Raw genomic sequence first — 12,937 nt, 5'->3', positions numbered from 1 at the left:
ATGAGCCACGTCGCACACCTGCCCGGCGTCCTCGCGATAGACGCCGGCAACAGCAAGACCGACCTCGCCCTGGTCGGCGCCGACGGGCAGGTCCTCGGCACCGCCCGCGGCGGCGGCTTCCAGCCGCAGAACACCGGCTTCGAGGCCGCGGTCGCCGCGCTCGCCCCGCTGGTCGAGGACGTCGCCCGGCAGGCCGGCGTCCCGCTCCGGCCCGGCGGGCGGCCGCTGACCAGCCACGTCAGCGCCTGTCTGGCCAACGCCGACCTGCCCGTCGAGGAGCAGCGGCTGCACGAGGCGATCACCGCGCACGGCTGGGCGCCGTCCGTGCACGTCGCCAACGACACCTTCGGCCTGCTGCGGGCCGGCACCGACGGGCCGCTCGGCGTGGCCGTGGTGTGCGGCGCCGGCATCAACTGCGTCGGCCTGCGGCCCGACGGGCGCACCGCCCGCTGGCCCGCGCTCGGCAAGCTCACCGGCGACTGGGGCGGCGGCGGCGGACTCGCCGACGCCGCGATGTGGTACGCCGCCCGGGCCGAGGACGGGCGCGGCGAACCCACCCTGCTCTCCCCGATGATCGGCGCGCACTTCGGCCTGGCCGGGGCCAACGCCGTCGCCGAGGCCATGCACCTCGGGCAGCTCGCCCTGCCCCGGCTGCACGAGGTCTCCCAGGTGCTGTTCCGGGCCGCCGAGGCCGGCGACCCGATCGCGCTGTCGCTGGTCGACCGGCAGGCCGACGAGATCGTCCGGTTCGCCACCATCGCGCTGACCCGGCTCGACCTGCTCGACCGGCCCGTCCCGGTGGTCCTCGGCGGCGGTGTGCTCGCCTCCCGGCACCCGCTGCTGATCGACAACCTGACGGCCCGGCTGGCCGCCGCCGCCCCGCTCGCCGAACCGCGGATCGTGGTCGCCCCGCCGGTCCTCGGCGCGGCCCTGCTCGGCCTCGACCACCTCGACGCCGACCCGGCCGCCCACCACCGGCTGCGCGCCGCCTACCCCACCGTCCACCCGGTGGCGGTCTGACGCGCCGTCGACCGCCGGTGGGAGCAGGAAGCTTTCTGCTCCCACCGGCGGCGTTCTGCGTCCCGGGATCCGGGGCTTGACCTTCACCTTCGGGGAAGGCCCAGCATCGGGGGTGCCGGACACCGGTCCGGCACGAGGAGGCGGGGATGGAGCTGCTGACCATCGGAGCGTTCGCCCGGGCGGCCCGGCTGTCGCCGAAGGCGCTGCGCCTGTACGACGAACTGGGGCTGCTGCGGCCCGCCCACGTGGACCCGGTGACGGGCTACCGGCGGTACCGGCCGGGACAGTTGGAGCAGGCCCGGCTGGTGCTGTGGCTGCGCCGACTCGGCCTGCCGCTGGCCCGGATCCGGCTGGTGCTCGGCCTGGAGCCCGCCCGGGCGGCCGAGGAGGTCGCCCGATACTGGCAGTCGGTGCTGGCCGAGACCGAGGCCCGCCGGGAGCTCGCCGCCCTCCTCGTCGACCACCTCTCGGGGAAGGCCACCACCATGACGAACCACCCGACGACGGGCGCCCTGCGCATCCGGTACGCGGCACGGACGGACGCGGGCCTGGTCCGCGCGCGCAACGACGACACGGCCTACGCCGACGCCGGGCTGATCGCCGTCGCCGACGGCATGGGCCCGCAGGGGGGCGGCGGCCCGGCCGGCGCCGCCGCGATCGAGGCGCTGAAGGAACTCCGGTTGCCCGCCGGGGAGTTGCTGAACGTCCTGGAGGAGTCGGTGGCCCGGATCGACGCCAGGGTCGGCGAGGCCTCGGACCTCCCGGAGGTGGGGACCACGCTGACGGCGATGCTGTGGTCGGAGCCGCAGCTCGCCCTGGTGCACATCGGCGACTCCCGCGCGTACCTGCTGCGCGGCGGCGAACTGTTCCAGATCACCCACGACCACACCCTGGTGCAGTCGATGGTCGACGACGGCCGCCTGACCCTGGCGGAGGCCGCCTCGCACCCGCAACGCGCCCTGCTGGTCCGGGCGTTGACCGGGTCGGGCGACAACCGGCCCGACGTGTCGCTGCACACCGCCCGCGCGGGCGACCGCTACCTGCTCTGCTCGGACGGCCTGTCCCGGTGGGTCGCCGACGACGCCCTGCACACCGTGCTGAGCACCGTCGCGGCGCCGGAACAGGCGGTGCAGCAGCTGATCGCGGCGGCCAACCGGGCGGGCGGGCCGGACAACATCGCCTGCGCGGTCGCGGACGTCGTGGTCGACGAGTGACCGGCCGATCCACCCGGGCGGATGCGGCTCCGCGCAGCTGACGGTACGTCATGGAAGGGACAGGTTCCGGGTACGTGTTTCGATTGGGGAAAATCTCGACGACCTGCGCAGGATGCCCCGTTCTGTCCGTTGAACGGCACCGCGCGGGGCCGCTAGCGTCGCGCACTCACAGCGTGTCCGACGGGGGTGCGCGGGGAGACCGGGAGCCGACGCCAGATGGCGATCCGTAAGTCCACCATGCAGGAGCAGGTCGCCGCGGCGATCGCCGCCATCGAGCCGAACGACCGCCCGGTGGTGACCTTCCACACCATTTCGGGCCCGAGCCCGTGGCTGATGAGCCAGCTCGGCCTGATCGGCCAGCTGTTCGTGAAGTACTACTTCGTCACCCTGACCCACCGGGTGGTCACCGTGCACCGCGCCTCCCGGATGAGCAACCGTCCGCAGGAACTGGTGCACGTGATCCCGCTGGACCAGGCCCGCGCGGCGATCACCGACGTCAACCGCGCCACCCTGTGGAGCTCGCTGAAGTTCCAGTTCCCGGGCGAGCCGAAGCCGACCCGCCTGAACATCGGCCGCTACTGGCGCAACGAGCTGGACACCTTCGTCAACGGCCTGTTCGGCGGCGGCCCGGCCGTCCCGCCGCAGGGCCAGCCGGCCTACAACCCGTACCAGGCCTGATCCGACGCCGAAGCGCCCGCCCGGAGGTCCGGACGGGCGCTTCGCGTTCGACGGCCCGTCAGCGCAGGTGCGCGGCGGCCCACTCGGCGAGCAGCCGGGCGCAGCCGTCCACGGACTCCTGCCAGCTGAACTCCGCGCCGTCGCCGGCCTCGTCGCTGACGTGCTTGACCAGCCGGACGGGCACGTCGGCGCGGCGGGCGACGGTGGCGAGCGCGTAGCCCTCCATGTCCACCAGGTCGGCGGTGCGGGCGAGCCGGTCGCGGTCGGCGTCGGAGGAGACGAACCGGTCGCCGGTGGCGAGCACCGGCCCGTCGGCGGCGAGGTCGACCGGGCCGTCCAGCGGGCGGCCGACGAGCTGCTCCAGCAGCGGGGTGTCCAGGTCGTGCTGGAGCACCCGGCCGATCTCGTGGGTGCCGGCCAGGCCGGGCCGCAGCGCCCCGGCGGTGCCCAGGTTGACCACCTCGGACGGCCGCGCGCCGCCCGCCAGCACGGTGGCCAGCGCGGCCGCCGCGTTGACCTTCCCCATTCCGGTCAGCAGCACCGGCAGTCCGGCGTCCAGGTGCGCGGCCTCCTCGGGCAGCGCGAGGACGAGCAGGGGGCGGTCGGGGGTCACGGTTCCGATCAGGCGCATGGCGTCCAGCTTACGAGGGGCGGAACCGCCCGATGCCGAACGGGCGTCGCAGCGGGCGCGGACCGCACACCGTCCGGACGGACACGAAGAGATCAACTCCCGCTCAACTCGGGTGTGGTGGCGGCCGCGGACCGCCATACTGCGGGATGACGGGGGACGTCGGACGGGGAGGTCGTACGGTGGCAGCACCGACGGTGGCACAGCAGCAGGCGGGCGCGGTCGCACCGCCCGCGGCCCGCGGACCGGGGCCGGTGGCGCGGCTGCGCCGGGCGGCGGCCACCCCGCCGGGGCGGCTGCGCGCGGCGGGCGCGGTCCTGGCCGCACTGGTGCTGCTGTTCGGCGCGGTCGCGGTGTGGCAGTCCGCACACCGTTCCCGGGCGGCCGGGCAGGTGGTGTCGGTCGGCGGCCCGCTCAGCCAGGACGCCGCCGAGATCTACCGCCGGCTGGCGGACGCCGACGCGACCGCCGCCGCCGGATTCCTGCTGGCCGGCAACGAGCCCGCCGAGGTCCGCGCCCGCTACCAGGACGACCTGGCGACCGCCGCCCGGCTGCTGGCCGAGGCCGCGGGCCGCAGCGGCGACTCGGCCGAGTCGCAGTCCGCGCTCGCCGAGCTCAACCGGCAACTGCCGCGCTACGCGGGCCTGGTGGAGACCGCCCGGGCGGTCGACCGCCAGGGCCTGCCGCTCGGCGGGGCCTACCTGCGGTACGCCTCCGACCTGATGCAGGGCACCGTCCTGCCGCAGGCGCAGCGCCTGGCCGACGCCGAATCGGCCGGCCTGGACGCCGACTACCGCACCGCCGGGGCCGTCCCGTGGACGGCGCTGGCACTCGGCGCACTGGCGCTGGCCGCACTGGTCCGCTACCAGGTGCTGCTGTTCCGGCGCACCAACCGGGTGTTCAACCCGGGCCTGCTGGGCGGTTCACTGGCGGTGCTGGCCGCGCTGCTGTGGCTGCTGGCGGGCACGGCGACGGCGAGCGGCGACCTGGCGGGCAGCCGCTCCTACGGCACCCGGCCGCTGCGGGAGCTGGACCAGGTGCGGATCACGGCACTCCAGGCGCACACCGCGGAGAACCTCGACCTGGTGGCCCGCGGCGCCAGCGACAGGTACACCAAGCAGTGGGACGGCCTGGCCGCCGCGCTCGACGCCGACGTGCGCACCCCCGGTTCGGTCACCCGGCTGGTGGCCGGCGCGGATCCCGCGACGATCGGCCCGCTGACCGACGCCGCAAACGCGTACCGGCAGTGGCAGGACCGGCACAAGGACGCCGCCGCGAAGAACTCGGCCGGCGACTACGAGGCCGCGCTGCAACGGACGTTGACGGCGGGCGGCACCGACACCGCGGACGCCGCGTTCCGAGCCGCCGACGGGAAGTGGGCGGCCGCCGCGCAGACCGAGCAGGACGCGTTCGCCCGCCGGGCGGGCGGCGTGGACGGCGTGCTGGCCGGGCAGGCGGTGGCCGCCGGCGTGCTGGCCGTGCTGGGCGCGGCCGCCGTGCTGCGCGGCATCGGCCGCCGACTGGCCGAGTACCGGTAGAGGGGGACGAAGGATGCGCACGGCAAGGTCACGTTTCCTGGTGGCGGCGGCAGTGCTCGCGGCCGGGGTGCTCGGCACCGGCAGCGCCGACGGCGCGGGCGGGCCCGCGCCGCGGGCCGCGCTCGAAGCACCGGCAGCCCCCGCGGCGCCCGCCGACACCTGCGACCCGACGGATTCGCTGCCGCCCCGGCAGACCGTCGGGGCGAAGATCGCCAAGATCCGCGAGCGCGGCACGCTGATCGTCGGCGTCGACCAGAACAGCTACCACTGGGGGTTCCGCAACCCGCAGACCGGCCGGATCGAGGGCTTCGACCTCGACCTGGCGCACGCCCTCGCCAAGTCGCTGCTCGGCGACCCCGACCGGATCACCCTGAAGACCGTGCCCACCCCCCGCCGGGTCGAGGCGGTGAAGAACGGCGAGGTCGACCTGATCGCCCGCACCATGACCATCACCTGCGAGCGCAAGAAGGACATCGCCTTCTCCGTCCCGTACTTCCGGGTCGCCCAGCGGGCGGTGGTGCCGAAGGCCGCGCACGCGACGACGCTGGACGGCGCACTGAAGGGCAAGCGGGCGTGCGTGGCGCAGACCTCCTCCTCGGAGGCCGAGCTGAAGCGCAACCCGCACGGCACCGTCTCGGTGCTCGCATTGGAGAGCCAGCTGGACTGCCTGGTGCGGATGCAACTCGGCGAGGTGGACGCCACCTTGACGGACATCGAGCTGGCCGCCGCCCAGGTCGCCCAGGACCCGATGGTGGAGATGGTCGGCGAGCCGTTCCTGCCCGCGTACATGGGGGTGGCGATGAACCAGAACGACACCGACCTGATCGCCTGGGTCAACCAGGTGCTGGCCGACCGGCAGGCCGACGGCAGCTGGCGGGCGTCCTACGACCACTGGCTGCGCGACACCATGGGGGCCCCGGACCCGTACCTGCCGTGACCCGCCCGGCGCGACGTCGGGGGACCGCCGTCCGCACCGCACCGGGCGTCGGGGAGACTTGCCGCCGACGGGCCGACGCCCCGTCACCGCATGCGTGGCCGAGAGGAGGAACCGCGATGGCCGGAGGGACCCGCCCGGTGATGAACCGTGAGCAGGTGGACCGGGCGCTGGCGCAGCTGGGCGCCGAGCGCGACGCGGTCGAGGCGGCACTGCTGGCGCTCCAGGACCACCCCGGGCTGCGGCTGCTGACCGGCGCCGAACTGTCCGGGCGCACCCGGGAGCGCTGGGCGGTCGCCGAGGGCGGCATGGCCCTGCTGTGGGCGCTGTTCGACCGGTACGCGGAGGCGCTCGCCTCGGCCCGCGCGGTCCGCTCGCGCCGTACCCGGCCCACCGCCGCCGAACTCGCCGAGCTCGGCGAACTGCTCTCCGGCCGCGCGGTCGCCGTCTCCGGCGGCCGGCTCCCCGAAGCGGCCGGTCAACTCGGCGTGCCCGCCCGGCTGGTGGAACGCGTCACGCTGACCGAGCTGCTGGAGCGGATGAACGGCTGGTACGCCGTGGTGGTCGAAGTGGTCAGCGCGGTCGACGCGGTGTGGTCGGCGCTGCCCGCCCGGATCGACCTGCTGCTCGCCGAACTCGGCCGGGTGCAGATGCTCGCGCTCTCCGTCGGCGTGCGCTCCGGCGCGCACCCGCTGGCCGACGATCTCGACCAGCTGGCCGGGCAGTTGACGGCGCTCCGGGCCGAGGTGGTGGCCGACCCGCTGTCCCTGTGGCGGCCGAGCCGGGTCCCCGCGCAGCGCGGCCGGGGTGCCGAGGACGCTGCCTGGGCCTCCCCCACCGGTGCCGTCGACACCGGGAGCTTCGATCGGATGGGTCGCGCCCTGGACGACATCCGGGTCGAACTGGAGGGGCTGCTGCGGCTGCGCGACGAGTCCCACGAACGCCTCCAGCAGGTCGCCGACCTGCTCCAGCGCGCCGACCTGACGCTCGCCGAGGCACGGCGGGCCCGCGGCGAGGTGCTGGCGAAGATCGCCGCCACCGAGGTGCCCGCCGTGCCCGGCCCGGCGTCCGCGCTGCGCGAGGCGATCGGGCAGGCCGTCGACTACCAGCAGACCGGCCAGTGGCACCGGCTCGGCCCGCTGCTGGACGCCCTGGAGAACGCCGCAGCCAAGGAGCTCGGCCGGGCCCGGCAGGCGCTCACCGAGGTCGCCCAGCCACTCGCCGTCCGGGCCGAGCTGCGCGGCCGGCTGGAGGCGTACAAGGCGATGGCCGCCCGGCTCGGCCTGGCCGAGGACCCCGAGGTGGTCGAACGCTTCGAGAAGGCCCGCTGGCTGCTCTGGAGCGCCCCCTGCGACCTGCGGGCCGGCGCCGAGGCCGTCGCCCGCTTCCAGCAGGCGCTGCGCGCACCGGAACGGCAGCCCGCACCGCAGACCGAGGACAGTGCCGAGGGGGAGGAAACCGATGGCTGAGGCATGCGCCCGTCCGGGCTGCGACGGCGAGATCGACGGCGACGGCTACTGCACCGAGTGCGGTCTCGCCCCGGCCGCCACCGGCACCGGCACCGCGGCGTCGGCGGCGTCCGTGGCATCGGTGGCGTCCGTGGCATCCGTCGCGTCCGTGGCATCCGTCGCGTCCGCAGCCTGCGGCCGGGCCGGCTGCGACGGCGAGATCGACGCCGACGGCTACTGCACCGAGTGCGGACTCGCCCGCACCACCGCCGCCGCCGCGCCCGTCCCCGTCTCCGTCCCCGCCCCGCGCGCGGCCCCCGCCGTCGGCGGGCCGTGCGGCCGCCCCGACTGCGACGGCGAGATCGACGCCGACGGCTTCTGCACCGAGTGCGGGCTGGCCCCCGCCACCACCGCCGGCACCGCCACGGCCCCGGCGTCCTCGGCGTCCGCCTCCTCGCCGCGCACTTCCTCCGGCCGCTCCGTCTCGGTGCGCGGCTCCCGGAGCGGCACCGGCGCCAGTGGCCGGCGCGGCAACCTCGGCGCGGGCCTGGTCACGGTGCCGCCGGTGCCGACCGCCGACCCGTCGAAGGCCGTGCTGACGGACCCGCAGGTCCCCGAGAACCGGCGGTTCTGCTCGCGCTGCGACCACCCGGTGGGCCGGGAGAAGAACGGCGTCCCCGGCCGCCCCGAGGGCTTCTGCACCAAGTGCGGCACCCCGTACTCGTTCACCCCGAAGCTGGTGCGCGGCGATCTGGTCGGCGGCCAGTACGAGGTGATGGGCTGCCTGGCGCACGGCGGGCTCGGCTGGATCTACCTGGCGGTCGACCGCCGGGTCAACGACCGCTGGGTGGTGCTCAAGGGCCTGCTGGACAGCGGCGACGAGGACGCGTTGGCGGTGGCGATCGCCGAGCGCCGCTTCCTGGCCGAGGTCGACCACCCGAACATCGTCCGGATCATCAACTTCGTCGAGCACCCCGACGCCCGCACGGCCGCCGCCGACGGCTACATCGTGATGGAGTACGTCGGCGGCAAGTCGCTCAAGGACATCGCCGCCGAACGCCGCACCCCGGACGGCCGGCGGGCGCCGCTGCCGGTCGAGCAGGCCGTCGCGTACGCGCTGGAGGCGCTGCCCGCGCTCGGCCACCTGCACGCCCGCGGGCTGGTGTACTGCGACTTCAAGCCCGACAACGTGATCCAGTCGGACGACACCCTGAAGCTGATCGACCTGGGCGCGGTGCGCCGGCACGACGACGACGGGCCGATCTACGGCACGGTCGGCTACCAGGCCCCGGAGATCGCCACCGACGGGCCCTCCCCCGCCTCCGACCTGTACACCGTGGGCCGCACGCTGGCCGTGCTGACCCTCGACTTCCCCGGCTGGACCGACCGCCGGCGGCACGAACTGCCGGGCCCGGACGAGGCCGAGCTGCTCGCCCGCCACGAGTCCTTCCACCGCTTCCTGCTGCGCGCCACCGACCCGGACCCGGCCCGCCGGTTCGCCTCCGCCGAGGAGATGGCCGGCCAGCTCACCGGCGTGCTGCGCGAGGTGCTGAGCCGCCAGGACGGTCGGCCCCGGCCCGCCGTCTCCACCCTGTTCGGCCCGGAACTGCGGGTCGTGGACCCCGAGTTCGGCGAACAGCCGACGGACGCCCGGGCCGCCGCGCTGGCCCTGCCCGCGCCACTGGTCGACCCGGCCGACCCCAACGCCGGCTTCCTGTCCGCGCTGCCCGCCGCCGACCCCGCCGAGGCTCTCACCGCACTGCGCGCGGCCGGCGCCGACTCCCCGGAGCTGCGACTGCGGGTGGTGCGCGCCCACCTGGAACTCGCCGACGACGACACCGCCGGCCAGGCGCTGGCCGCCCTGGAGACCGAACACCCCGGCGACTGGCGGGTGGTGTGGTACCGCGGACTGGCCGCGCTCGCCGCCGGCCGGGCCGAGGCCGCCGCGGAGGCCTTCGACGCCGTATACGACGCCTTCCCGGGCGAGGCCGCGCCCAAGCTGGCGCTCGCGGTCTGTGCCGAACTGCTCGACGACAACGGGCGGGCCGCCGCCCACTACGGACTGGTCGGCGGCGCCGACCGGTCGTTCGTCGGCGCCGCGTTCGGGCTGGCCCGGGTCCGGCTGCGGGCCGGCGACCGGCCGGGCGCGGTCGCCGCGCTGGAGTCGGTGCCGGAGAGCTCCACGCACCACACCGCGGCCCGGATCGGCGCGGTCCGCGCCCGGCTGCGCGGCCGCGCCGCCACCGAGGCGCTGGCCGCCGAACTCACCGACAGTTCCGCCCAGCTGACGGCCCTCGCGCTGGACGCCCGGCGACGTGCGGAACTCGCCGCCGAGGTGCTGGGGACGGCCCTCGACTGGGTGCTCGCCGGGGCCGCGGGGAAGCCCGCCACGCTGACCGTGCTGGGACATCCCGCCGCGGAACGGGAACTGCGGCTTGCCCTGGAACACTCCTACCGGGTGTTGGCTCGGTTGACCGACCGTGCCGAGAAAAGGATCGAGTGGGTGGAACGGGCCAACCGGGCCCGCCCCCGGACGTGGGTGTGAACATGCCGCAGCAGACCGAGTGCCCGACCTGTGCCGAACCGCTGGGGCCCCAGGACGCCTTCTGCGGGGCCTGCGGCACTGCCCTGACCGGGCCGCCGACCCTCCGCGACCTGCCGGTGGTGCCCAGCTGCCCGAACTGCGGCTCCACCGAGCTCGCCGACGGCTGGTGCCAGGGCTGCGGGCACGCCCAGCCCCGCGCCCGCGACCACCAGGAACGCGAGGTGACGGGCGTCGCCGCGGTCTCCGACCGCGGCCTGCGCCACCACCGCAACGAGGACGCGTTCGGCGTCGCCACCGCCGAGGCCCCGGACGGCACGCCCGCCGTGGTCGCCGTGGTCTGCGACGGCGTCTCCTCCTCCGCCCGCCCCGACGAGGCGTCCGCCACCGCCGTCACCGCCGCCACCGACTCGCTGCTCGCCGCACTGCAGGCCGGCCGCGACCCCGGCCAGGCCATGCGGGAGGCGATCGGCGCCGCCAACCGGGCCGTCACCGCGCTCGCCCACGACGGCACCCCCGCCGAGCCGGGCCGCCACAACAACGCGCCCGCCTGCACCTACGTCAGCGCGGTCAGCGCCGCCGGCCTGGTCACCATCGGCTGGGTCGGCGACACCCGCGCCTACTGGATCCCCGACGACCGGGAGTCCGCCGAGCCGTACCGCCTCACCGAGGACGACTCCTGGGCGGCCCGGATGGTCGCCGCCCGGCTGATGGACGAGGCCGAGGCGTACGCCGACCCGCGCGCCCACGCCATCACCGGCTGGCTCGGCGCCGACGCCGAGGACCTCGACCCGCACACCGTCAGCTTCACCCCGCACGTCCCCGGGGTGCTGCTGATCTGCACCGACGGCCTGTGGAACTACGCCGAGGCCGCCACCGACCTGGCGTTCTTCGTCCGCGCCGACGCCCGCACCGAACCGCTGGCCGCCGCCCGGGCGCTGGTCGGCTTCGCCGTCGAACGCGGCGGGCACGACAACATCACCGTCGCCGTGCTGCCGATCGACCCGCCGGTCGCCACCGCCGCCCACGACGCCACCCTGCTCGACGTCCCGCTGCCGCGCGCCGCAGAGGAGGACGCCACCGTGCCGCTGCGCCGGGCCGCCGAACCGGCCGCGAGCTGACCCCTCCCGCCGACCGGCTCCCGATCGCCTCGCCGGCCGCCCGATTCCGGACCGTCCGTCTGATCGTCCGACTTCCGATCGTCCGACTTCCGACTGCCTGCCTTCCGACCGCCCGACTTCCGACCGTCCGACAGGAGCCCACCGCATGGCCTCGTTGTCCAAGCCCGGCACGCCGAGATTCGACGTCGACGTCTTCCAGAACGAGTACCTGGCCCAGGGATCCCGGGAGGTCAACGCGATCGTCACGGTGACCGCGACCGGCGGCGGCACCTCCGGCGGGCGGCCGCTCGGCGCGGCCGCCGGGACGGACGCCGCCGTGGTGCTGGTGATCGACTGCTCCGGCTCGATGGAGCACCCGAACACCAAGATGCGGCACGCCCGGGAGGCCACCGCCGCCGCCATCGACACGCTGCGCGACGGCGTCGCGTTCGCCGTGGTGGCCGGCACCCACGAGGCCGTCGACGTCTTCCCCGGCAACGGCCGGCTCGCCGTCGTCGGCCAGTACACCCGCGGCCACGCCAAGGAGGCGCTGCGCCGCCTCAAGCCGTCCGGCGGCACCGCGATCGGCACCTGGATCAGCAAGGCCCGGCAGCTGTTCGACTCGCACCCGCAGGCGTCGATCCGGCACGCCGTCCTGCTCACCGACGGCCGCAACGAGCACGAGAAGCCCGCCGACCTGCAGCGCGCCCTGGACGCGGCGACCGGCGCCTTCACCGCCGACTGCCGGGGCGTCGGCACCGACTGGGACGTCGCCGAGCTGCGGAAGATATCCTCCGCGCTGCTCGGCACCGTCGACATCGTCGCCGAACCCTCCGGCCTCGCCGAGGACTTCCGCGCCATGATGGCCGACACCATGGACAAGCAGGTCGCCGACGTGGCGCTGCGGGTGTGGACGCCCGCCAACGCGCAGGTGAAGTTCGTCAAGCAGGTCGCACCCGCCGTCGAGGACCTCACCGCGCGCCGCGCCGCGGCCGGGCCGCGGGCCGGGGACTACCCGACCGGGTCCTGGGGCGACGAGTCCCGCGACTACCACGTGTGCGTGGAGGTCCCGGCCGCCGCCGTCGGCAACGAGATGCTGGCCGCCCGGGTCAGCCTGGTGCTGCCGCAGCCCGACGGCACCGCCGAGGTGCTCGGCCAGGGCCTGGTGCGCGCCGTGTGGACCGACGACCTGGCCTCCTCGACCCGGATCAACTCCCAGGTCGCGCACTACACCGGCCAGGCCGAACTCGCCGAGTCGATCCGCGACGGCATGGAGGCCCACCGGGCCGGTGACCTGGACCGCGCCACCGCCAAACTCGGCGCCGCCGTCCGCCTCGCCCACGCGGGCGGCAACGAGGGCACGCTCAAGCTGCTGCAGAAGGTGGTGGACGTGGTCGACGCCAGGGAGGGTACCGTTCGGTTCCGTAAGAACGTGAGCGAGGCCGACTCGATGACACTCGAGACCCGATCGACCAAGACCGTACGCGTGAAGAAGTGAGCCGGACACCCGCCGGACCCGAACCTGCTGGAGTGTGGGGGACCTGATGCCGATCTGCCCTAGGGGACACGAGTCTCAGGCCGAGGACTGGTGCGACTACTGCGGATTCCCGATGACCCCGCCGCCCGGACTGGCGATCCCCGGATTCCCGTCCGCGCCGGCCCAGCCCGGCGGCCCCGGCGCGCCTGCCGCGCCGCAGGCCCAGTACGGCGGCGGGTACCCGCCGGCCGGACCGGGCAGCACCCCGCCGTCCGGCACCCCGGCCGGGGGCGGCGGCTACTTCGAGCCGCGCCGCCCCGCCACCCCGGCGGGCGGCACCCCGCTCGCCCCGGCCCCA

At 75.6% G+C, this 12,937-nt stretch carries 10 protein-coding genes and 1 pseudogene; 10 read left to right on the top strand and 1 reads right to left on the bottom strand.

The genetic code is table 11. From position 1 onward, the window contains the following. From CG736_RS32105 to CG736_RS32095, 3 genes are all read left to right on the top strand, one after another. Positions 1 to 1,020 (top strand): N-acetylglucosamine kinase, encoded by a 1,020-nt coding sequence (locus CG736_RS32105; protein WP_100589656.1) that lies wholly within the window; start codon positions 1 to 3, stop codon positions 1,018 to 1,020. Positions 1,021 to 1,166: 146 nt separating this feature from the next. Then, positions 1,167 to 2,234: a MerR family transcriptional regulator gene (locus tag CG736_RS32100; protein WP_100589655.1), complete on the top strand. Its 1,068-nt coding sequence runs from the start codon at positions 1,167 to 1,169 to the stop codon at positions 2,232 to 2,234. A 216-nt stretch (positions 2,235 to 2,450) separates the two neighbouring features. Then, positions 2,451 to 2,912: a hypothetical protein gene (locus tag CG736_RS32095; RefSeq protein WP_052509180.1), complete on the top strand. Its 462-nt coding sequence runs from the start codon at positions 2,451 to 2,453 to the stop codon at positions 2,910 to 2,912. 58 nt (positions 2,913 to 2,970) lie between these two features. On the opposite strand, the gene CG736_RS32090 is transcribed toward CG736_RS32095, so the two are convergent. After that, positions 2,971 to 3,543: a nucleosidase gene (locus tag CG736_RS32090; protein WP_198520684.1), complete on the bottom strand. Its 573-nt coding sequence runs from the start codon at positions 3,541 to 3,543 to the stop codon at positions 2,971 to 2,973. Positions 3,544 to 3,722: 179 nt separating this feature from the next. Between CG736_RS32090 and CG736_RS32085 the strand changes: the two genes are divergently transcribed. From CG736_RS32085 to CG736_RS32055, 7 genes and pseudogenes are all read left to right on the top strand, one after another. After that, positions 3,723 to 5,078: a hypothetical protein gene (locus CG736_RS32085; RefSeq protein WP_232734321.1), complete on the top strand. Its 1,356-nt coding sequence runs from the start codon at positions 3,723 to 3,725 to the stop codon at positions 5,076 to 5,078. Between the two features lie 13 nt (positions 5,079 to 5,091). Further along, positions 5,092 to 6,015, top strand: coding sequence for a glutamate ABC transporter substrate-binding protein (locus tag CG736_RS32080; protein WP_100589654.1), 924 nt, complete (start codon positions 5,092 to 5,094; stop codon positions 6,013 to 6,015). Positions 6,016 to 6,131: 116 nt separating this feature from the next. After that, complete coding sequence (locus CG736_RS32075) at positions 6,132 to 7,481, top strand: hypothetical protein (protein ID WP_232734320.1); 1,350 nt, start codon at positions 6,132 to 6,134, stop codon at positions 7,479 to 7,481. After that, positions 7,474 to 10,005: a serine/threonine-protein kinase gene (locus CG736_RS32070; RefSeq protein WP_100589653.1), complete on the top strand. Its 2,532-nt coding sequence runs from the start codon at positions 7,474 to 7,476 to the stop codon at positions 10,003 to 10,005. The genes CG736_RS32075 and CG736_RS32070 overlap by 8 nt, the downstream gene beginning before the upstream one ends. Positions 10,006 to 10,007: 2 nt before the next feature. Continuing rightward, positions 10,008 to 11,123 (top strand): PP2C family serine/threonine-protein phosphatase, encoded by a 1,116-nt coding sequence (locus tag CG736_RS32065; protein WP_100589652.1) that lies wholly within the window; start codon positions 10,008 to 10,010, stop codon positions 11,121 to 11,123. A gap of 145 nt (positions 11,124 to 11,268) precedes the next feature. After that, positions 11,269 to 12,600, top strand: coding sequence for a VWA domain-containing protein (locus CG736_RS32060; protein ID WP_100589651.1), 1,332 nt, complete (start codon positions 11,269 to 11,271; stop codon positions 12,598 to 12,600). A 112-nt stretch (positions 12,601 to 12,712) separates the two neighbouring features. Continuing rightward, a pseudogene (locus CG736_RS32055) lies at positions 12,713 to 12,937 on the top strand (hypothetical protein); the annotation flags it as partial.

Source organism: Kitasatospora sp. CB02891, assembly GCF_002803145.1.
GTDB lineage: Bacteria > Actinomycetota > Actinomycetes > Streptomycetales > Streptomycetaceae > Kitasatospora > Kitasatospora griseola.
Note: the sequence above shows the minus strand (reverse complement) of the source record. Positions and strands in the feature narration are given on the sequence as shown.

What these genes read in the sequence shown, in the direction of transcription:
- CG736_RS32100 (WP_100589655.1), top strand. Translation starts at nt 1,167, where the DNA reads ATGGAGCTGCTGACCATCGGAGCGTTCGCCCGGGCGGCCCGGCTGTCG.
- CG736_RS32065 (WP_100589652.1), top strand. Translation starts at nt 10,008, where the DNA reads ATGCCGCAGCAGACCGAGTGCCCGACCTGTGCCGAACCGCTGGGGCCC.
- CG736_RS32080 (WP_100589654.1), top strand. Translation starts at nt 5,092, where the DNA reads ATGCGCACGGCAAGGTCACGTTTCCTGGTGGCGGCGGCAGTGCTCGCG.
- CG736_RS32070 (WP_100589653.1), top strand. Translation starts at nt 7,474, where the DNA reads ATGGCTGAGGCATGCGCCCGTCCGGGCTGCGACGGCGAGATCGACGGC.
- CG736_RS32060 (WP_100589651.1), top strand. Translation starts at nt 11,269, where the DNA reads ATGGCCTCGTTGTCCAAGCCCGGCACGCCGAGATTCGACGTCGACGTC.
- CG736_RS32090 (WP_198520684.1), bottom strand. Translation starts at nt 3,543, where the DNA reads ATGCGCCTGATCGGAACCGTGACCCCCGACCGCCCCCTGCTCGTCCTC.
- CG736_RS32095 (WP_052509180.1), top strand. Translation starts at nt 2,451, where the DNA reads ATGGCGATCCGTAAGTCCACCATGCAGGAGCAGGTCGCCGCGGCGATC.
- CG736_RS32075 (WP_232734320.1), top strand. Translation starts at nt 6,132, where the DNA reads ATGGCCGGAGGGACCCGCCCGGTGATGAACCGTGAGCAGGTGGACCGG.
- CG736_RS32105 (WP_100589656.1), top strand. Translation starts at nt 1, where the DNA reads ATGAGCCACGTCGCACACCTGCCCGGCGTCCTCGCGATAGACGCCGGC.